Consider the following 20,106-nt stretch of genomic DNA (forward strand, 5'->3'; position numbering starts at 1 on the left):
TGCGGCCCTTATTCGTCGGTCGCCAGCTCGCGTACGGTGCCGCCGCCGCTTTCCAGCTCGTCGATGGACGCGAGCAGGCGTCGCGCGTTGACCGGGCTCCGCAGCAGGTACGCCGTCTCCTTCAGGGACTCGTAGTCCTCAAGGGAGACTATGACGACCGGCTCGCGTCCGGCCCGGGTGATGACGACCTCTTCGCGGTCGTCGGTGACGGAGTTGAGCACCTCGGCGTACCGTGCGCGCGACTCGGAATAGGTCATGGTCTTCACGATCAACCCTCCTTGACGTACAAGAAACTGTACGTCGGTGCCTGTGGTGTGGCAAGCGGCAGACTGACGGCCGTCACCGGGCGGTTCCGGGCACGAGAGTTCCGTGGCGGGACGGCAGGCGAAGAGGGATGCGGCGGCCGTCCCATAGGGCGGCGGTCAGTGCGCGAACGCCTTGCGGAGCTGTTCCGCCGCGTCCGCCAACACCTCAGTGCGTTTGCAGAAGGCGAAACGGACGAAGGGGGCGCCCGCCTCGCGGTGGCAGCTCTGCTTCCCTCATCACCGCCGCCCAGTGGGAGATCGACGACGCCACCTGGGCCTGGCTGGGCCACGACGGGCACCTCGCCCGACTCGGCGAGCACGGCCTGCGGGCGGCCGACGAGAAGTGGCGCACCTACCGGGCGACGTGGGCGCCCCGCCCAGCCGCAGCGTGGGGCGCCGACTGGCGCACATGGATCGCCCGGGAGCGCACTCCCAGCCCGGAACGGCCGAACCTGCGCCCCGAGGGCGTGCGGGCCAGCATCCGGCCGACGCGCACTTCGGCGGTCCTGATCACCCCCGGGCAACCGCCCGCACAGCTGACAAAGATCGACAATCTGTCGTGAAACGGGCGAGTGAAGGAATTTCGGCTGGTGGTAGCCCTGCTTGGAGTGACCGACAAGCGCCGCCGGGAGCGATTCCGCGCCGCCGGGTGCACCCATGCCCGGCGACAGCCAGTCCGGAATCAACCCGGCGGATTCGGGCTGAACCGCAGGGCGTTGAGCCGTAGACTTCGGCAGTCAACGCCGACGAGGTCCGGCTGTTGCGCGCGACTGCGGGGGAGGAGATCGCATGCAGGACTCTTCGGACTCGACGGAGATCGCCGATCCTGAGGAGAACGGCCGGAGCAATACCGCCGACTCACCTGTTGTGGACGATCCGACGTCCAACTCGGACATCGACTCGACGACGGCGTCGACGGTCCTGGTGGAGGTGCTCCCAGGGGTGGCTGTCGTCGCCGGTGAGGTCCCGCCGGAGCTGAAGCCCGATCTGATCGACTTCGGGATCGTCCCGGCTGCCGACCGCAAGCAGATCTCAGCGATCCTCGCCTCTATCGGGAACGCGGCAACCGTGGTCGGCAATCTCGGAAACGCGTTCGCCAGTGTGCAGGGGCTCTACAGGATCGACGCCACGGCACAGGCCCTGCTGAACAGCGGCGCGACGCTCGCCGTCAAGGATGGCGGGAACCTCGGAGCGGTGATGGTTCCTGGCCGCATCCTGCGTCAGGCCCGCTTCTACTCCGTGAATGCGGTGAGCAAGGCGCAGACCGCGGCCTCGATCGGGCCGGCGCTGGCCATGGTCGGCCTTCAGATGATGCTGAGTGAGGTCTCGGGCCTCGTCAGGACCAACCTCGCGGTGACAAGCCAGGTCCTCACCACCATCCGCAAGGATCAGTGGGCCGAACTGACGGGGCTCGTCGCCGCCGTCGATCGCGCGGTCGACCAGGCGCGAGAGATCGAATCGGTCCCGACGTCCTTGTGGGAGGACGTCGCGGGCAGTGGAGCGCTGCTGCAGAAGCAGCTTGAGCTCTACCAGGGGAACGTCCGCGACCACGTCAGGCAGATCGGTCGGGCCGACGCACGCGGCCACCGTGAGTATCTGCAGACGAACACCGAGGCGATCGCCTTCGACGCCTACGCTCTCCTGTCCTCCCTCAAGGCATGGACCGGGTACCACGCGCTCCGCGCCGCGAGGGCGAGAGCCGCTGGACGCGAAGACGCCGCCGAGGCGCAGTACGCCGAGGTCATCGCGCGCGACACCCGCGCGGAGTTCGACTCCGCTCTCGCCGAGTCGACGAGCCTCGTCGACGCGCTGACGCGGGAGCTGCGGATCACCGCCGAGCTCCCCGGACCGGACGCATGGCCGCTGCCGGGGAAGCGGAAGGACGTGAAGGCGGCCCGGGAAACCTCCGCCCGTCTTCTGAAGGCGATCGAGCCTCTTGCCGACGCTCTCCATCCGCCGGCCCCTCCGCTCGAGGCTCCGGGCGTCGTCTGCGCACCCGAATCGCTGGATCCAGAGCCGTACCTTCGCATCCTGCGATGGCTCCTCGAGGACGGTGAGACCCTGCGTGTCCTCGGCTTTCCCGACCAGCTCGATGCCCTTGGTCCCATTTCTGCGATCGTCGGCGGAGCGAAGGAGAAATTGGCGGCAGCCAGGGACAAGGCTGCGGCGAAGACACTGGTCACCGTCACGGATCGCCGCATCATCACGGCCAAGACGAACGCATTCCTTGAGCAAGCCGAGATCCGTCAGGACATCCCGATTGATCAAGTGCGATACGTCCGAGCAACGACCACACAGGACAGAAGCGCGCGCTTGGCGATCGACCTCATCACGCGCGACGAGAACATCCGGTGGCTCTTCCACACTGACATCGACAACACTCAAGTGGGCGCGCTTGCCGCCGTGCTTGCCGAGTCGATGACAATCCCGAACGTTGAACGCGATGAGCTGCAACGGCGGCGCTACGCCCCCATCGAGGCGGGCAAGAAGAGCGAGAGTGCTGGCACGAGGTCTACCGAACCGACTGGATCCGAGGCCACGACGTGCGATGCCGAGTAGGCCCCAAGCCGATTGACCAGTTCGTGGCTGGGGCCGATAGGGAAGCAGCCACTGCGTGATCATCAAGGGTTGCGTGGACTTCTGAAGATGGTGCGGTGGCCGTGGGCCCGCGCGCCTTGCGGCAACTGGTGCACGCCGTGGCTCAGACGCGCCCTTGACCAAGGTCTACGGAGGATTGTTCCGTTAGGGAAGTTGGGGAGTTCTACTCGGGGGTTGCCTTCGTGACCAGGTCGGTTGGCAGTGCGTGGTGTCTCGTCAGCGGCACCAGGGTGGAATCGGCCGCTCCCCTGGCTGCTGTTGGGGCCTCCGTATGAGACTCCGGCGCGGGATCGCGATCGCCGTCGTCGCCGGAGGCGGCGCTGTGACCACCATGCTGGTCGGGCTCGTCACGAACGCCGTGTCCGATGAGTCGCGGTGGCCGGGCTGGCTGGGGTGGTTACAGGAGCACGCCTGGTTCTCGTTCGTCGTGTTGGGCGTGACGATGGCGGGGCTGACGGCCCTGCTCGCCGGGCTCTCCGAGACGCGGCCTCCCACCCCTCCGGGCCGACCGGAGGATGGAGCAGGGCCAGGGGCCGCCCAGGTGCTGCGTTCGTTGCCTCGCGACACCGCCGCGTTCACCGACCGTGCCGCGGAGCTGGAGCGACTGGTGGGCTCGGTGCGGGCCTCACAGGAGAGTGGCGAGGGGCTGCCCGTTCACGTGATCGACGGCATGCCCGGCGTCGGGAAGACCACCTTCGCCGTGCACGCCGGCCACCTGCTCTCCGAGCGGTTCCCAGACGGACAGCTCTTCGTGAACCTCAACGGGCACACGCCGGGGCGTACTCCGGTGCAGGCCGGCGAGGCGCTTGCCTCGCTTCTCGCGGCTGCCGGCGTGCCGACGCAGCAGATTCCCGTCGGTGACGACGTCGGAGCGGTCACGGAGGCTCGGGCCGCCATGTGGCGGAGCAGGCTCGCGGGCAAGAAGGCGCTGCTGATTCTCGACAACGCTGCCAGCTACCGACAGTTGGAGCCACTGCTCCCCGGTGGGAGTGGGTGTCTGGTGTTGGTGACCAGTCGCAAGCGGCTGGTGGCGAACGAGGAGGTGGTCATGTCGGTGGACGCACTGCCGCCGGATCACGCGGTCGAACTCTTCGTACGGCTCAGCGGGCGGCCGGCCGACGCTCTCGGCCGGGATGTGGTGGACGAGTTGGTGCGGCTGGCCGGGTGCCTGCCGCTGGGCGTGTCGCTTCTCGCGGCACGGCTGCGGCACCATCCGTCCTGGACCGCCGAGGACCTGCGCGGGCGGCTGGTGGCGGCGCGGGACCGGCTGGGAGAGCTGCGAGCCGGGGAACGAGCCGTCACCGCGACCTTCGATCTCTCCTACCGGGATCTCGCGCCGGACCGGCAGGGCTTCTTCCGACAAGTCGGCTTCTTCCCCGGAACCGATCTCGACCCGCACGTCGGTGCGGCTCTTGGTGACGTCTCGGTCGTGGTGGCCCGTCGGCACCTTGAGGCGCTCTACGACGACCACCTGATCGACGAGCAACCGGGGAGTCGCTACCGGCTGCACGATCTCTTGCGCGACTACGCTCGCGGTCTCGCTGGCGAGGGAGACAGCATGGATCACGTACAGGCCGTCCAGCGTGTGTGCACCTACTACCTGGCCGCTCTCGTCGTCGCGAACGGGCACATCGTGCGCAGCGGCGCCGCGGTGCCACCGGCTCCGGACGACGCCTCGCGGGTGGAGACCCCGGCCCTGGAGGGGCGGGCGGATGCCCTGAGCTGGCTGGAGACCGAGCGGGCCAACATCCTGGCCTGCGTCCGGCGGGCGAACGGCCTCGCCCTGTACGACCTCGTGGTCCGGCTCGCCGCGGCCATGGCGCCCTTCCTGCGCCAGGCCGGCCCCTGGGACCAGGCCGTCGGGCTCCACCGGACCGCCGCCGAGGCCGCCCGCCACACCGGCGACCAGCGGGCGCGGGGCGATGCTCTCGCCGAGCTGGGTGTCGTACGCCGCTTCATGGCCGCCTACCCACAGGCGATCGAGGCCCTCAATGACGCCGTGACGGCGTACGAAGCGGTCGACCACCGGCGCGGCAAGGCGGACGCACTCAACCAGCTCGGCATCGTTTGGTACCTGACCGCGGACAACGAGGACGCGGCCCGCGCCCAGACCGAGGCCCTCGCCCTCTACCGTGAGCTGGGCAACCGGCTCGGACAGGCGAACGCGCTTGCCGATCTCGGCATGACACACCGGCAGATGAGCCGGTTCGACGCTGCGGTGGAGGCCCAGACCGAGGCGCTGGCGATCTACCGAGAACTCGGTGACCGGTACGGGGAGGCGAACTCCCTGCGGGATCTGGGTGTCGTGCACAGCCTTATGGGCGCGTACGGCCTGGCCGCGCGGCATCACCAGGAAGCGTTCGACATCTACCTGGAGCTGGACGACCGCGTGCACCAGGCTTACGCGCTGAACGAGTTGGGCGTCGTCCGACGGCTGACCGGAGACACCGAGGCAGCGCGGACGGCACACAGCCAGGCTCTGACGCACTTCACCGAGCTCGGTGAGCGGTTCGGCTGTGCGACCAGCGTCCGTCACCTTGGCGTCGTGGAGCGTGTGACTGGGGATGCGGCAGAGGCGATCCGGCTTCTGGTGGAGGCCCTGGACGCCTACCGCGAGCTCGGCAGCCGCGGGGGTGAGGCCGCCTCGCTGAGCGAGCTGGGCGTGGCGCGCGGCATCGTCGGTGAGCGCGACGGCGCGATCGAGGCGTTCCAACGCGGCTTGGAGATCCTGAGAGGCCTGGGCGACCGGTGCGGCGAGGCAGAGGTACTGAACCACTGGGGGATGCTGCTGTTCACCTCCGATGAGCCGACGGCCGCCCGCGGGCACTTTGGTCAGGCGCTCACGCTCGCGCGGGACATCCGCTGCCCGCTGGAGGAGGCGCGGGCGCTGGAGGGCATCGGCCGCTGTGACTGGACGGTTGACGGGCCAGGTCACGGCGTGGATTCGCTGCGGGCCGCCGTGACCGTGTACCGGCGGTTGGGAGTGAGCGCGTCCGTGGACGACATCGAACGGTTGCTGGTGTAGCGGTCCGGTTGACGCCGACCATGTGGCCGAATTTCCCGTGCCAGGTGGGTGGTTGAGGATGCTACATTTCCGGCTGATCTGTCGCTTCAACCCCGTCGCACCGTGCCACCTCTGGCACGTACCTCACGAGGAGCGTTGGATGCCGTCACCCACGTCCGTCACCGAGCCACGCACCATCACGCCCGCCGGGCCGGCGTCCACGGAGCCGACGGCGGCCGGAACCGCCGTCCTGGACCGCGTGGCCGCCCGCGTCCGGCAACGGCTGGAGGCAGAGGAGGGCGCGACGGGCCGGGTCGGCGACGGTGCCCACGCGGCCTCGCTCATCTGGCCCTGGCCGCTGTGAGCGCGTCCGCTCGATGACAGAACCCGAAGTCCCCGTTCCTTTCCGGACGTTCATCCTCAAGGTCGCCAACCGCTGCAACATCGACTGCGACTACTGCTTCGTCTTCAACTCCAAGGACCAGGCGGCGCGGCGCCTGCCCGCCCGAATGGACCTCGCTGTGGCCCAGGCTGCGGCCCGGCGGATCGGTGAGCACGCCTCCGCACACCGCCTTCGGACCATCCACGTCGTACTGCACGGTGGAGAGCCGCTTCTCGTTGGCGTCGGGCACATGGCCGGTCTGCTGGAGGCCGTCCGGGACGCCGCGCCGTCCGGGACCCGGGTCCTCTTCGAGCTCCAGACCAACGGGACGCTTCTGTCCGGTGCCTGGCTGGACCTCTTCGAGCGGTACGAGGTCGCGGTCGGCGTCAGCCTCGACGGGCCGCCACCTGCGAATGACCGGCACCGGCTGACCCACGCCGGGCGGTCGAGTGCCGCCTCCGCCGTGCGCGGTATCGAACTCCTGCGGTCGCGGCCACACCAGTTCGCGGGGCTGCTCGCCGTCGTGGACCTGGCCAACGACCCTGTGGAGGTCCACGACTACCTGGCGGCGTTCGAACCGCCGGTGATCGACTTCGGCCTGCCGCACGCGACCCACGACGACCCGCCGCACCGCTCCGACCCGAGCGTGCCCGAGTACGGGCTGTGGATGAGCAGGGTGTACGACGCCTGGCTCGCCCGGCCCGAGTATCGGCACAGCGTCCGGATGCTGGAGGACATCGTGGCCCTCAGCTCTGGCGTGCGCGGCTCGGTGGAGACACTCGGCCTGGCCCCGCCGACGAGCGTCGTGATCGAGTCCGACGGCTCCATCGAGGCCGTGGATACCCTGCGGTCGGTCGGGGAGGGCGCCTCCTGGCTCGGGCTCGACGTCCTTCGACACTCCTTCGACGAAGCGCTGTCGCACCCGAAGCTGCTGCACCGGCAGCACGGCAAAGAGGCGCTCGCCGAGCAGTGCCGCGCCTGCCCACTCGTGGACGTGTGCGGCGGTGGCTACCTCCCGCACCGCTTCAGCGAAGCCCAGGGCTATCGGAACCCGTCTGTCTACTGCGCGGACCTGGAGTACCTCATCCGACACGTTCAGAGCTCCCTGCGGCAGCACGGCTGGAGCCCCTACGCGCAGGCCGCCTCGTCGCCGTAGACGCGTGTGCCGTACCGCCAGGAGGGGATCACGCGTTGGAACGAACGAGTGCAGCAGCGACCGAAGCTACCGAGGAACGACAGGAGGCGCCGATGAGCGTGATGATTCGCCCGGCGGAGAAGCGGGACGTCTCGGCCGTGGCCGAGCTGATCGAGGAGATCGAGCGGTTCTACGGGGCGACCGACACAGATATCCAGCCGATCGAGGAGCGCCGCCTCCAGGTGGAAGAAGCCCTCTTCGGCGTGCCACCGCTGGCTTCCGCCCTGCTCGTCGAGGACGAGACCGGGGGCATTATGGGCCTCGCCGCGTATTCCTTCCTCTGGCCGGCCGCCGGTTCCTCGCATTCCCTGTTCCTGAAGGAGCTCTACGTCCGCGACACCCTGCGTCGGCAGGGCATCGGTGCTCGCCTCATGGACGAACTCCGCGCCTTGGCCGCCGCGCGCCCCGGCTGCAGCCGGGTGGAATGGATGGCCGACCGCGACAACCCAGGCGCACGGGCCTTCTACGAGTCGCGCGGGTTCACCGAGTCCGACGGGAAGATCGTCTACCGGGTCGACTCCAGCAAGGCGTGAGGGTGGTACGAGGCCAGTGGAAGTAGAGCGCTGCGACGAGTGCGGCGGCAAGATCGTCATCGGGCTCGGATGTGAGTGTTCGCCGGGCTCGTCGGCGTCGGCGCCCACGCGTTCCGTAGGCACGTTCGTGCAGAGGGAGTGGCGTACTCACCCGGATGACACGATCCTGATCTCCCCGAAGCAGGTCGCGCACAGGCCCGGATGGTGCGACCACATGACCGAGGACGACGTACGGCCCCCGCGCTGGGGGTGGATCCCGAATCCTCCACCTGGGCTCTGGGAGCGGTTGAGCAGTGCTTCTTCAGCGACCGCCACCGCGGGCAATCCGAGGCGACGGGCCGTGCGGCGGTGCACCGACGTGAGGCGAACCTCGCGCAGGGCTGACCACTGTGCTCCCACGCCGCCCTGTTCTCGTTCCGTGGGCGCGGCCGCACCTGGCAACGGCCACGCCCGCCTGCGTCAAGATCAGTAGCTGATGACGAGCCGCACGGAGGGCCGGTCGATCACGGCTCCGTCGGCGAGGTCGCTGTCCGGTGTCTCCACGGGGTAGGCCGTGACCACGGGTTCGGCGGTCCGGGCCGGGCTCCAGGCGCGGATCTGCGCGCAGATCCGCTCGGCGAGATTGGCGCCGGCCGGGCCATAGCCGACGGCTCCCAGCCGGAACCGGGGTTCTGTCTCGGAGTCTTCGGCGGTCCGCTCCAGAGTGAGGTACGCGATGGAGTCTCCCTCGACGAGGGCGGGGCTCAGGGCGGGTGAGGCGGGGCGGTGAAGGCCGGCCTCCACCGCTGCGGGCTTCGCAGTGATGCGGCAGGTCGCTCGCTCGGTGGCGCTCAGCCGCAGCCAGACGCCGTCGAACGACTCGACGGGCCCGATCGTCACACCGGTCCAGACGACCGACTTCGGTCGGGTGAGCGCGTCGCGAAGAAGTTCCGGGGCGATGGACTGATCCTCGTCCCAGTAGAGCCGGACGAGCCGGTCGTCGTCGATGTAATCGTTCCGCTCTCCGTCCTGGCCGATCACCGGGAGGAAGCCGCACATCTTGACGGAGTCGGACCGCATCCGCCTCTCCTCACGTTGGAAGGCCACGGCCCTGGAGAGCCCGCGCCACCGCAGCGGGACCACGAGGCGTCCGCCGACGGCCAGCTGGTCCCACCAGGCGCCGGGGAGGTCCCACATGCCGACCGTGGCGATCATTCGGTCGTACGGGCTGAACTCCGGGGCGCCGAGGGCGCCGTCCCTCGTGACGACGCGAACGTCTTCGTATCCGTTCGCGTCCAGCATCCGGCGGGCGTAGGCGGTCACGTCGGCGTCGATGTCGCACGTGGTGACCTGTCCGGACTTCCCGGTGAGGTGCTTGAGAAGGGCGGCGTTGTAGCCGGTGCCGGCCCCGATCTCGAAGATGTTGTCGCCTTCGCGGACGGCGAGCTGGGCCAGCATGAAGTGCACGACGTCGGGCTGGGAGGCGCAGCTCAGCGGGAGTGCGTCCTCGTCGGGGTTCTCCTTGATTGTCACGCTCTTGTTGGCGTACGCCTCCTCGATGGGTGCGTCGGGGAGGAAGGCGTGGCGGGGTACGGTCCGCATGGTGCCTTCGACGCGTGCGTCGCGGAGGCCGGAGAGGTCCTCTTTCAGGACGGCGTCGACCAGGCGGTTGCGCAGGTCCTCGGGGGAGGCGCCAGTGGTGGTGTTCATCGCGTCCTTTCGGAAGGTGCCAGGCTGTGCGTACGGGAGGGGTAGATCGTTCTCGTTTGTTCTGGTGTGCGGATGCGGTTCGCGGCGTCACTCTGTCAGAAGCAGGCAGCGGTCCCAGGGGGCGCTGATCGCCGTGTTGACGGGGTCGGTGAGACGGACCAGGTGGATACCTGCCGTGCCGTCCATCAGGCCGGCGCCGTCCGGCAGTCCGTGGTGGTCCAAGTGCTTGTCGAGCCGGGCGTTCAGGCGGCGTAGATGCGACGCGAGTTCGTCGTCGAGGGCGTCGGCGGCGGCACGCAAGACGGTCTGTATGAGCCCCGCCCAACCGTGGCAGAGGGATGCGTCGGTGAGCTGGGCGAGCTGCTGGTCGTCGGCCAGGCATCCGGCCAGGGCCTGCTCAGCTTGCCGTTGCCGGTCACGGTCGCCGAGGGCGATGCCGGCGAGTTGCTGGGCGCGGGCGATGCCGGGGGCGCCGTAGCACCAGGACGGGCGTCTCGGCCCTGGGCGCTGGAGTTCGCCGAGTCGGTGTTCGGCTCGGGTGATCAGGTCCGGCCACCAGGCGCGCGAGCCGGTGTTGTTGCGCCACCGGTCGAGCCAGTCGCAGATTCGGGTGATGGCTTGCGTCTGTCCGGGCATCGTGTGGCCGTGTCGCAGTGCCGTGGCCAGCAGCGCCAGCGGTCCGGCAATGCCGTGGGCGAGGCCGAAGTTGCCGTGTCCGCCGGGCCATCGTGGCGTCGGTCGCAGATCGGGGCTGTCTCCCGTCCACCAGCCGGGCAGACTTTGCGCTTCGATGGTGATCGGTTCCGTCAGCCGCACCAGGTAGGCGAGGACGTCACGAAGCTCCGTCTTGTGGCCGCGGTGCAGGTGGTACACGCCCAGCCCGGTCAGTCCGCTGATGAGGTCGTACTCGCCCAGGGTGGGCAACGCGCCGTGATCGATGCGGGCGTGTGCCCGCTTGAGTCGTTGGCGTGTGACGTCGGCGAGGTGTGTGTCCAGGGTCGCCAGGGCGCGAGTGGAGGTGTTCGTGTGCGTGAAGCTGAGGACGTACGCGACGGCCGGGGCGCCCTCGTACAGACCGCATGCCTCGGGGGCGGCCTGGATCGGGCCCTTGAGCATGGCGGCGGCCCATGGCCGGAGCGCGTCCCTGTTGTCCTCGCGAGTGTGGGCTCTGACGGCGTGCAGCAGGGCGACTCCCGCCGCGCCGGAGTACAGCGACTGCCCCCAGCCGGGCCCGGTGGGTGTGGGCGGCGCGTCGTAGTTCATCAGCGGCTCTCCCCCGGCCAGGCGGCCCATGCGACGGCGGACTGACGGGCAAGGCGGCGGCAGATCCTCTCGTCCTCCCGGTCCAGGCCACGCAGGCGGTTGTGGTGCATGTGCAGCAAGGATTCCAGGACGGAGTCGAGGTCCATGCTCTCGGCGAGGCCCTCGCGATACAGCGCCAGGGCCACGGCTCGACGGTGCCACGCTTGGGCGAGCTCTTCGCCCCAGCTTCGGGCACGAGGCGTAGTGCGGCGAACGAGTTCGATGGCCTGGTCGCTGACGCCTCGCTCGACGCGAGCCGGAGGCGCGGGCCGGTTCGCCAGCCACCGCATTCCCTCGTCGGGGCCGAGCAAGCCGCAGGCGGTGTCCACCATGCCGACCGCGGCCAGCGCGCGTCCGTCGACGCCGTCGACTCCGGGGCCCTGCAGGGCGGCGAAGGCGTAGGCCGAATCGGCCGTGAACACCGCCTCGGCACAGCGCAGGGCGGCGCCTGGGCCGTAACGGCCGATCTCGGGGGTGTACGTGTCGAACACGAGCCTGCTGCTGAGCCCCTCGCGGCGCAGCCCGGTGGCCCATCCGGCGACGAGCTCGGTGCAGGCGGCGTACTGTCCGGTGCTGCGGGTGCGGATGCGCAAGCGGAGGTGGTCGAGGTCGTGCGGGGTGCGGTAGCGGACGAACCACCACTCGGGCGTACCTGGGAGTTGGAGCACGAGCCGCGCGAGGTGGGTGCCGATCAGCTCATCGAGCTGTTCGGGGTGGCTGTAGATCTTGGCGTTCAGCCAGGGTGCCTGTACCGCCCCCGGTACGGGCCCGAGGGTGCTGTTGGTGAGCACGGGGAGGAAGCCGGAGAGCGGGTCGGGTATCGGCCGGCGGGTGCTGGTCATCGGCAGGGCGATCTCGTGGACGTGGCCGCCGATCCAGCCGTAGGTCTCCTCGGCCGGCGCCTCCGTCAGCACGGCATGGCCTTCCCGGTCCAGGTGGGCGCGTAGGACGGTGGCGTGGGCGGGCACGTCGAGTTGGAGCCGACGTGTCCGGTCGTCCTCCCGCAGCTCGACGGCACCGTGGCAGTGCCACCGCTTCCGCCACCGGCCGAGGGCGTCAGTCCACTCCCGCATGTCCGCGCTGCGGCTTGGAAGGTCGTCGGCGGTCAGGTTCCAGCGACTGGGAGAGAGGATCACGCGCCCGTAGCGGACGCGCGGCAGGAACGGCAGCCGTGCGCCGTGCGGCCCCCAGTCGAAGCTGGTCCAGGCAGGGCCGAAGGAGCGGGTCAGGTGCGCCAGGAATCGGGCCAGGGGCGGGGGTTGCTTGTCCAGAGCCATGGCGTGGAAGACCTGCGGGTCCATCAGGCGACGGCGGGAGATGCTGACAAGGTACAGGCGGGTGTGCGTGGCCGTGACCGCGAGGTCGTCGACGTCGATGAGCGTCGTCGAGGTGTCGTCGGGGCTGCGGTGCTCGCCCAACGGGATCACGTGTGGGAGATAAGCGGGGATGCGGGCGACGTTCTCTGTGTGCGGGTAAAGGGGCGGGAAGGAGAGCTGCGCGGTCAGCGCGTTCTCGACGCCCGTGGGAACTTGGCGGTAGATCTCATCGAGTCCCGTGCCGGTGGCGACCGGAGTGAACCGGGACGTGAGTGTTCCCGCGGCGCGTGCCGGTGTCACCGTGAGCGTGAAGTCCCCGTGCTCCAAGGCGGACAGGCTGGCGGCGTGCAGGCGCCCGCACATTTCCACGTGGGGTGGTGCCTCCTGCCCGGTCGGCGCCTCGCCGGCCAGGCGGTCGATCAGGTCGTCGGTGAGGACGATCTCTCTGCTGCCGTCGGCCAGAGCCTGCCAGGCCAGGGCCAGCAGCCGCTCGTCACGCTCGGAGACTGTCGGGGGCGGTACGGTCATGCGGCTGCCGGGGTACTCGGCTGGGTAGCCGAGCCCGGACGCCGGGTCGACGACCTCCTTCACCGGCACGAGCGTGCCGGTGCCGTACCGCTCCCAGAACGCGACCTGGTACTCCTTCCACACACCCTGGCCTGCCGGTCGGCGCGTGAGCCGCAGTAAGGCGTCCGCCGCCCTCTCCATCTCGAGCGCGACGCTCTCGGGGATCCGTACCTCGGCATCCAGCCCCAGGTCGACGGCCAGCGGGCTTCGACCCGCGTCGGAGAGCCGACGCAGCCGACCCGTGAGTTCCTCCCGAGATAGCCCTTGCGCGTTCGTCGGGCGCCGGTTGTGCTCGTGTACGGCGCGTTGCACCGCTTCCAGCTCGTGCAGAACCTGCGCGACCTGCGGCACTGTGCCCGCGTCCGCGCCGTGCAGCCGCTCGATCAGGTGGGACAGCGGATCGGTGTTGGTCATCGGCGCGCGCAAACCGGTGATGAGGAACTTCTCACGCACCAGTGCGCCGAGCAGTGTGCGGATGTTCTGTGGCTCGGTTCGGGGGAAGGAGGCGGCCAACTTCTCGGCAAGGGCGGCGAAGTGGACCGGCCGGCGTGCCAGGTCCTCGATCACGCGTACCGCGCTGGTGCGCCGGACGGTGGCGCCCATTGGTCCGCCATGCGGGACGTGAAGGCGTCCGCCGCGGCGCGCCGCCAGATTGTTCAGGACGACATCCAGGCGCTCCAGCAGGGCCGGGCACGCCTCCAAGCGGACGATGACGTCGTCCAGCCACTCGGTGTCCACCCGTGCCACGGCCCGGTGTGCGTCTCCCCACCTCACGTGTGGCGTCGAACCCACGCTGGCCGCGGTGACTCCCGCGAAGAGGCCGAACGGGGTCGGTCGCCCGGTGGCGCGCAACAAGTAGCGGACAGTGGCCATGGCGGCGCGCCGGACCTGCTTGGAGCGTGTCGGCTGCCCGGCGCAGATCGCGTCGACCCGCGTGGCGAGATCGCCGCTCGCCTGCCGGACTGCGTCGGCGAACCGCGCATCGGCCCACACCTGCCTCAGCCACCTGCCGCACGCCTCCGTGTCGGACGGGTCAGGCCACCATGTCGGCAGACCCGTCAGCGACATCGCGGCGGCCCGGAGCAGCGCCGCGCCTGTGTGCTGGTAGAGCTTTCCGTCGCTTCCCATCCCCATGCCTCCGCCGTCAGTGCTGTGAACGAGCGGGGTCGGGGGCGGCAGCGCCCCCGACCCCGTGCACGGGCCGTCGTCAGACGGCGCTGGCGCAGGACGAGGCGCAGGAGGCCGCGCACCCGTCACCGGTGCCGCATGCCTTGGGGAGCAGGTCGGAGCCGATCTCCGTGACGATGGTCAGGTCGACGTCGAACGGGTCGGCGGGCGCCTCGGGGGCGGCCGTCGCAGCGGACGCCCCGGTGGTGGCCGTCATGATCGGGCTGAGCATGGTTGTGGTCATCGCACTTCCTCTTCTGTCGGAAGGATCCGAACGGTTCGTCGTGCTGCCCGGCCTGCGTATGGATTGCCGCAGGGCCGAGTTTCTGCGTTCGCACCTTGGGTGCGGCCCCTCTCCGGTTGACCGGATTCCGTGGGGGAAGTGGATTCGGAACATCCGGAGAGGGGGGTCGAGGACACGGGCCGGGTCTACCGGGCCTGGCCCGCGTAGAGCGTGGTCAACGTTGTGCCGGTCACCAGGACGGGCAGGAACAGAACCTGGAAGGTGCCGAAGCCGAACCGACCGACGTACGTCGCCGGATGCCGCAGCACCCATCCGACCTGGTCGAGCAGCCGCAGGAGCGGCCGTTGCCGCATCCGGGCCATCACGCTGCCGACCTCCGTGCGCCCGTGGAGCCGGCGGCATCGACGACCGCCCACGGCGTCGTGATCAGCGCTCCGGTCCGAGCCTGCCAAGCAGCAAGGTTCGCCCTGTCCTCCTCCAGATGCCCCAGCATCACGAGCAGAGGGGTGACGATCCCGGCCGCCTTCCCCTGCTCGACCGCGGCCAAAGCGTTGTGCCAGCCCTCGCACAGGGCGCGGCTCTCGAACGGTGCCGCCCGGTCCACGTGCGTCTCGACCGCCTCCCAGCCGGAACCGGAGATGTACCGCCGTGCGCTGGCCACGCTGTGGTCGGCGGCCTCACCGAGCGACGCGGGCAGGCAGGCGTACAACACCAGGCGCGTGCCCGGGGGCACCTCGTGTGGTGCGGTCTGCCTCGCACTGCCGCTCATTCCGCGTTACCTCCAGCCAGGTGAGCCGAGACGCCAAGGGTCCGGCGCCTCGACGTAGAGCCTCGCCGGGGGCAGTCGGCGGCGGTACGCCGTCAGCACGCCGTTCGTCCGCCGTCCGGCGGCGCGCGAAGAGGCGGAGGCGCGGCGTACCGCCGCGGCTCACGCGTGGCGAGGCTGACCGGTCCAGTGCCAAGCGGAAACGAGAAGCGGCGATGGACGCGGTGGACGAAGAGCGCCTCTGCAGGCGGACGCCAGTACGGCGTCATTGGGTGAAGCTGGCCGATTGCACCGAGCCTTCGGGCCTCGCGCGCAGACACGTACGAGAGCTCCTCAAGGGGCGTGCCGCGCCGGAGCGGGTCGACGACGCTGTTCTGATCGCCTCGGAGCTCGTGGGCAACGCGCTCAGGCACACAGCCGGCGGACCGGACTGCATGTGCGTGGAGGTCTACCGGGACATGGCGGTACTGCGAGTCCATGACGCGGGACGGGATGTCTCCAGGGTCCGGGCACGCTCCGCGGAGGAGGCGGTGGAGGAGTTGACGGGCAGTGGTCTCGGACTGCTGCTCGTCGGGGAGTTGGCCTCCACGTGGTCCGTCCGGCCGACCGCGATCGGCAAGGAAGTGGTCGTAATTCTCGCGCTGGACGCCAGCGGGCTACCCGAGCGTGACGTGCCTCCGCACATCCCAGCGGTACGTCCGCCCCTCACGGCGGAGCTCCACCAACTGGACAACGGACACGGAGAGTTCGACAGCCGGTAGAGCGCGAAGCCCTGAGACCGCCTCCACAACGGGCGCGGCGGGGCGCCGACGGTTGTTGTACGCGAGGCTCAGGTGCGGCCGGAAAGCGGACGTCGGCTTCTTAGGGGCCAGACCGACGCTGCTCCCTGCCTTGGCGAGCGCGTGGTGCAGCCGAAGCAGGGGTTCCCAGGGGCCGAGGGACAGCCGGACGGCGCCGCGGGAGCCGGCCAGCGGCATGGCGCGTACGGAGAACGCGGAGGGCAGCAGCGCCTCGGTGTCCCGCGCCAGGTTGTCCAGCTGACCCGGGGTGACGACGCCCGGCGTTCCCACTCGGGCGAGGGTGATGTGCAATCCGTCCGTCGGCACCGGGTCGAGGCCGAGGGGCGCCAGCTCCTCCTGGCAATGCCCAGCGAGAGTCGCGAGCCGCTGATCGTCCGGGAAGGTCAGCATCCAGTAGTACGCACGGCTGCCGTCCGACCAGCCGGGGCGTGCCCAGTGGTCGGTCATCTCGTCGAGTGCGCTGAACGCCGCCCAGTCGTGGGCCGCGGTGACCGCCGGATCGTGCGTGTCGGCGGGAGGCTCGGCGGGGAACGCGGCGGGATCGGCACTGAGCAGGGGCACCCGACGTACTCCTTCGGCTTCACACTGCCCCGGAGCACGACGACACCCACGGCGCCTACGACGCGGATGACGCCATGGCCAGGGCCGCTGGCTGCGAGCTCCAGGTCCGGAACTCCTCGCCATAATCGCGTACCGCCGAATGATCACGCCACGACCCGGCCTGCTCATGCAGGTCACGGGAGCGTTGGTAGACGGAGCTGATTGGTGTGCCTCCGCACAACCGCAGGGCCTCACGGCCCAGCGCCATCGCGTGATCGATGTCCGGCGTGCGCTGCTGCAGCAACGCGGTGGCGACGTCGAGGCGTACGAGCGAACGACTCCAGGAGGAGGCCGAGTGCTCCACCAGATCGTCGATGTGCTCGGCATCGCGCAGTACCTGCGCCGCGTTGCGCAGCGCCACCTGTGACGTGACGGCGTTGGCCAGCGTCCGCGCCCGTCCGTACGGCTCGAAGGAGATGCAGGAGGTCAGCCCGACGGGTACCTCGTGGAGGTCGGAGAGGCGGAGTGCCTGTCCGATGGCCTGCTCGACGGCACGCCGTTCGCCGGTCTTGCCGAGGGCCCGGGCCCGGCCGTTGGCGAGCAGGCGGATGGACTGTGCGTGGCGCGGGGCCCGCTCGACAGCCGTAGCGGCGCAGGCATCCGCCTCGTCGTACCGGCCGGCGTAGTAGAGGCTGAAGGAGAGGGTGCCGCACGCCCAGAGGTCGGTGTCCAGGTCGCCGATCTCACGGCTGAGATCCCGGGCCTCGGTGCAGTACGCCTCCGAGAGCGCGAAGTCGCCCGTGTTCACCGCCATGTAGCCGAGCAGGCCGGAGGCGCGGGCAGCGAGGCGGAAGAGCTCCCGGCGTGTGCGTGGGGGCTGGCGGCCGTCGAGGAGGGTGTGGGCGAGCTGCCGCACCTGGCGGGCCTGGGGGCGGAGGACGTACGGCCCGTCCTGTTCGTACCGGCTGGCGATGCCCTCCAGGGAGGAGTCGAGGAACGCGAGCGTCGCGTCGTCGGCGTTGCTGGCCGTGAGCTGCCGGGTGCGGGTGACGATGTCCAGTGGGTTCTCGTCGCCTTCGCGAGGTGGAGGCGCACTCGTCGCCTGCTGGCCCGTGCTCGACTCCTCGTCGCGGTCGTGCGCCGAGTCGCCGTCGTACGCCGTGGAGAACAGCTCGGACACGGGCCTGCCCAGCATGTGCTCCAGCACCCGGCAGGCGTCAGGACGGGGCAGAGTCAGCAACTCCCCGCCGTACCAGCGGTCGAACTGACGTGGAGAGACCTGGAGGGACGCCAGGCGGGGGTCTCGGTCGAGCTCTGCCAGCCGGGCGGCGGCCCGCTCGTACTGGGCGGCGAAAGCCTCGTGCGTCGTCAGGTGCCGTTGCTGGAGCAGCTGCCGAAGCAGCGTTGTCCGTGGCATGGCCCACCCTCCTGGTGCGGCGTGCAGGACCGACGCGAAGGCGCGTGCAGGTAGCGAGGTCGTGGCCTGCTTGCCCATCGGTCGGCTGCGGCGCATGCCCGTACGAACGCGCGCCGTGACTCCTGACAGCATGCCGACGCAACCAGCAACTAGGCAATATGTCTAGTGAAGTTGACCCGTATGGGTTGTAGAGGTGTCGCTGGTACGGAGAGACTTCCGGCATGGCCTTGAAGAGAATCCTGGTCCCGCAGTCGGTGTACCGGCGACAGCTCGCGGCACGGCTGAAGGAGCTGCGTGACGCGACCGGGCTCACCCTCACCGAGGTCGCCGACCAACTGGAGGTCAACCAGGGGTCGCTGAGCCGGATCGAGAACGGCGAACGCGGCACGACGCCGGTCCTCGTCCGGGCACTGCTGGACCTGTACGGCGTCAAGGACGAGGACCGGCGCGCCGACGTGCTCGACCTCGTGCGAGCGGACAAGGAACAGCAGAAGCCCTGGTGGCGGAAGTACTCGACGGTGCTCACCCCGACGCGCTACGACGGGTACCTCGCGCTGGAGGCCGGCGCGACACACCAGGCCAACTACCAGCCGATGCTCGTACCGGGGCTGCTCCAGACCGAGGACTACGCGCGCGCCGTGATCTCCCAGATGAGGAAGGACCTGTCCCCGCCGCAGGTCGAGTCCCTGGTCAGGGTCCGCATGGAGCGGCAGAACAGCCGCCTCGGCGGCGAGACCCCCGCCAGACTCTGGGCGATCCTCGACGAAGCCGTGCTGCGCAGGACGGTCGGCTCCGTTGAGGTGATGCGCGACCAGATGCGGAAGCTGGCGGAATCGAGCGAGCGGCCTAACGTCACCGTGCAGCTCCTGCCGTTCTCGCTCGGCGCGCATCCGGGGCTATACGGCCCGTTCGTCATCCTGACGTTCCCACACCCCACGCCGAACTTGGTGTGGCTGGAGAATCCCAAGAACTCCGTATATCTCGAGTCCCCACAGGATGTGGAGAACTACACGGACATCTTCGACCAGTTGAGGAACACCGCCCTCGACCCGTCGGAGACCCGCACCCGCATCGCACGCATCAGCAAGGAGCTCGAAGAGTGAGCACGCCCAGCATGGCCGCCCCGCACGATGTCACGACAGCTCCGTACGACGTCGATCTCGCGCACGCGCGGTGGCGGAAGAGCTCGTACAGCGGGGGTGCGAACGACTGCGTGGAAGTCGCTGCAATGGGCGACCACGCCGCAGTGCGCGACTCCAAGGACATCGGCCGCCTGCCGTTGCTGTTTTCGAAGGCGGCGATGCGCGCGCTGGTCAGCGAGATCGCCAACGGGTCAATCAGTGAGCATCGGGGCTGAGCAGAGAGCTGGGGCGTGAGGAGAGTCATGACAGTCGTCGTCGTGGGCGCAGGCGCCTCGGGCCTCACGACCGGCATGGCGCTGATAGAAGCCGGGCTCTCTCCGCGGCTGGTGGCCGAGGAGATTCCCGTGCGCACGTCGCTCGCGCCCGGCGCGATGTGAGGGCCGAACCTTGTCGAGCCCTGGGCGAAGGTCTGGGAGTGGAGCCTTGCGTCGCTTGGCGTCTTCAGGAGGCTCGCCGGGACGGCGCGCCCGGTGTTTCTGTCACCCGGCGCTGACAACCCAGATGCCGCAGAAGATGATCAAAAAATGATGGAGGGTTCACGCACCGCTTGGAATGGGCCGGGCCATCGGGGCCGCGAACACGTCGACGGTGCAATGACATTGAGGAAGCTAAGGTGGGATCCGTCGCCGAACGAGGGAGTTCCAGCATGGACCCGATTACCGCAGCGGCCCTCGCCGCGCTGGCCGGCGGTCTCGGCGGCGAAGCCGGACGTCAGGCATGGCAAGGACTAACCGCGCTGGTGCGGCGCCCGTTCGGGCGAGCCGCGACACAGGGAACACAAGACGACGGGACACCCCAGGTCAGCTCCGGCGAACTCGAAGTCGCCGCGCTGGCGGGTGACCCTGCCGACCCGATGCGTGCCCAGGCGCTGGCCACCGCCCTCGGCGTACGAGCGGCCCTGGATGGAGAGTTCCGCGTACTGCTCGATGAGTGGTGGCAGCAGGCACAGGCCAGCTCCTCGGGCGGCGACGTGCACAACAGCATCAGCGGCGGCACCCAGAATGGCCCAGTGCTCCAAGGCCGGGACTTCTCAAGTCTCACCTTCAACGTGACGCGCAACACAGCCTCCTCCGAAGGGGACTGATCGGAAGGAGGCTGGGCAAAGCTCGCAGCGGCGCGTCACCAGGTCGGGCGACCTG

The 20,106-nt window shown here is 69.6% G+C and carries 19 protein-coding genes; 10 read left to right on the plus strand and 9 right to left on the minus strand.

What is annotated here, in order from left to right; genetic code table 11:
- Positions 1–8: 8 nt before the first annotated feature.
- Positions 9–266 (minus strand): type II toxin-antitoxin system Phd/YefM family antitoxin, encoded by a 258-nt coding sequence (locus ACGF8A_RS03045; RefSeq protein ID WP_393103592.1) that lies wholly within the window; start codon positions 264–266, stop codon positions 9–11.
- A gap of 828 nt (positions 267–1,094) precedes the next feature.
- Between ACGF8A_RS03045 and ACGF8A_RS03050 the strand changes: the two genes are divergently transcribed.
- The 5 genes from ACGF8A_RS03050 to haaN all read left to right on the plus strand — a co-directional run bounded on the left by ACGF8A_RS03050 (position 1,095) and on the right by haaN (position 8,017).
- A complete protein-coding gene (locus ACGF8A_RS03050; RefSeq protein WP_393103594.1) occupies positions 1,095–2,864 on the plus strand; it encodes a hypothetical protein in 1,770 nt (589 codons plus the stop codon).
- Between the two features lie 310 nt (positions 2,865–3,174).
- A complete protein-coding gene (gene haaT, locus ACGF8A_RS03055; protein WP_393103596.1) occupies positions 3,175–5,928 on the plus strand; it encodes a cyclophane-containing RiPP biosynthesis TPR protein HaaT in 2,754 nt (917 codons plus the stop codon).
- 139 nt (positions 5,929–6,067) lie between these two features.
- Positions 6,068–6,271, plus strand: coding sequence for a HaaA family cyclophane-containing RiPP peptide (gene haaA, locus ACGF8A_RS03060; RefSeq protein ID WP_393103598.1), 204 nt, complete (start codon positions 6,068–6,070; stop codon positions 6,269–6,271).
- A gap of 13 nt (positions 6,272–6,284) precedes the next feature.
- A complete protein-coding gene (locus ACGF8A_RS03065) occupies positions 6,285–7,445 on the plus strand; it encodes an FxsB family cyclophane-forming radical SAM/SPASM peptide maturase (RefSeq protein WP_393103600.1) in 1,161 nt (386 codons plus the stop codon).
- 92 nt (positions 7,446–7,537) lie between these two features.
- On the plus strand, positions 7,538–8,017 hold the full coding sequence (gene haaN, locus ACGF8A_RS03070) for a cyclophane-containing RiPP N-acetyltransferase HaaN (RefSeq protein ID WP_393103602.1): 480 nt from the start codon (positions 7,538–7,540) through the stop codon (positions 8,015–8,017).
- A 465-nt stretch (positions 8,018–8,482) separates the two neighbouring features.
- Here the strand turns inward: haaN and fxlM are convergent, their stop codons facing one another.
- The 6 genes from fxlM to ACGF8A_RS03100 form a co-directional block, all read right to left on the minus strand.
- Positions 8,483–9,706: a methyltransferase, FxLD system gene (gene fxlM, locus ACGF8A_RS03075; protein WP_393103604.1), complete on the minus strand. Its 1,224-nt coding sequence runs from the start codon at positions 9,704–9,706 to the stop codon at positions 8,483–8,485.
- Positions 9,707–9,793: 87 nt separating this feature from the next.
- Positions 9,794–10,969, minus strand: coding sequence for a lanthionine synthetase C family protein (locus ACGF8A_RS03080; RefSeq protein WP_393103606.1), 1,176 nt, complete (start codon positions 10,967–10,969; stop codon positions 9,794–9,796).
- Positions 10,969–14,019 carry a lantibiotic dehydratase gene (locus tag ACGF8A_RS03085; protein ID WP_393103608.1) on the minus strand — a complete coding sequence of 1,017 codons (3,051 nt, stop codon included), beginning with the start codon at positions 14,017–14,019 and terminating at the stop codon, positions 10,969–10,971. Before ACGF8A_RS03085 ends, ACGF8A_RS03080 begins: the two co-directional genes overlap by 1 nt.
- Positions 14,020–14,098: 79 nt before the next feature.
- Complete coding sequence (gene fxlA, locus ACGF8A_RS03090; RefSeq protein WP_393103610.1) at positions 14,099–14,302, minus strand: FxLD family lanthipeptide; 204 nt, start codon at positions 14,300–14,302, stop codon at positions 14,099–14,101.
- Between the two features lie 185 nt (positions 14,303–14,487).
- Positions 14,488–14,655 (minus strand): hypothetical protein, encoded by a 168-nt coding sequence (locus ACGF8A_RS03095; protein WP_201301891.1) that lies wholly within the window; start codon positions 14,653–14,655, stop codon positions 14,488–14,490.
- Positions 14,656–14,663: 8 nt separating this feature from the next.
- Positions 14,664–15,071 (minus strand): hypothetical protein, encoded by a 408-nt coding sequence (locus tag ACGF8A_RS03100; protein ID WP_393103612.1) that lies wholly within the window; start codon positions 15,069–15,071, stop codon positions 14,664–14,666.
- A 212-nt stretch (positions 15,072–15,283) separates the two neighbouring features.
- On the opposite strand from ACGF8A_RS03100, the gene ACGF8A_RS03105 reads away from it, so the two are divergent.
- Positions 15,284–15,829: an ATP-binding protein gene (locus ACGF8A_RS03105; protein WP_393103614.1), complete on the plus strand. Its 546-nt coding sequence runs from the start codon at positions 15,284–15,286 to the stop codon at positions 15,827–15,829.
- Here the strand turns inward: ACGF8A_RS03105 and ACGF8A_RS03110 are convergent.
- Together ACGF8A_RS03110 and ACGF8A_RS03115 are read right to left on the minus strand one after the other, a co-directional pair.
- Positions 15,725–16,429 carry a 2'-5' RNA ligase family protein gene (locus ACGF8A_RS03110; protein WP_393103616.1) on the minus strand — a complete coding sequence of 235 codons (705 nt, stop codon included), beginning with the start codon at positions 16,427–16,429 and terminating at the stop codon, positions 15,725–15,727. The two genes, ACGF8A_RS03105 and ACGF8A_RS03110, sit on opposite strands and share 105 nt — an antisense overlap.
- A gap of 55 nt (positions 16,430–16,484) precedes the next feature.
- Positions 16,485–17,825, minus strand: coding sequence for a tetratricopeptide repeat protein (locus ACGF8A_RS03115; protein ID WP_393103618.1), 1,341 nt, complete (start codon positions 17,823–17,825; stop codon positions 16,485–16,487).
- A gap of 221 nt (positions 17,826–18,046) precedes the next feature.
- On the opposite strand from ACGF8A_RS03115, the gene ACGF8A_RS03120 reads away from it, so the two are divergent.
- The 4 genes from ACGF8A_RS03120 to ACGF8A_RS03135 all read left to right on the plus strand — a co-directional run bounded on the left by ACGF8A_RS03120 (position 18,047) and on the right by ACGF8A_RS03135 (position 20,051).
- Entirely contained in the window at positions 18,047–18,928 is an 882-nt protein-coding gene (locus tag ACGF8A_RS03120) for a helix-turn-helix domain-containing protein (protein WP_393103620.1), read from the plus strand.
- Positions 18,925–19,182 carry a DUF397 domain-containing protein gene (locus ACGF8A_RS03125; RefSeq protein ID WP_393103622.1) on the plus strand — a complete coding sequence of 86 codons (258 nt, stop codon included), beginning with the start codon at positions 18,925–18,927 and terminating at the stop codon, positions 19,180–19,182. The genes ACGF8A_RS03120 and ACGF8A_RS03125 overlap by 4 nt, the downstream gene beginning before the upstream one ends.
- 27 nt (positions 19,183–19,209) lie before the next feature.
- Complete coding sequence (locus ACGF8A_RS03130) at positions 19,210–19,344, plus strand: FAD-binding protein (protein ID WP_393103624.1); 135 nt, start codon at positions 19,210–19,212, stop codon at positions 19,342–19,344.
- Between the two features lie 269 nt (positions 19,345–19,613).
- The gene (locus ACGF8A_RS03135; protein WP_393103626.1) at positions 19,614–20,051 is read left to right on the plus strand and encodes a hypothetical protein; all 438 of its coding nucleotides are present in this window, start codon (positions 19,614–19,616) and stop codon (positions 20,049–20,051) included.
- Positions 20,052–20,106: the final 55 nt, after the last annotated feature.

The sequence above is a fragment of the Streptomyces sp. NPDC047706 genome (assembly GCF_043204795.1).
Lineage (GTDB): Bacteria > Actinomycetota > Actinomycetes > Streptomycetales > Streptomycetaceae > Streptomyces.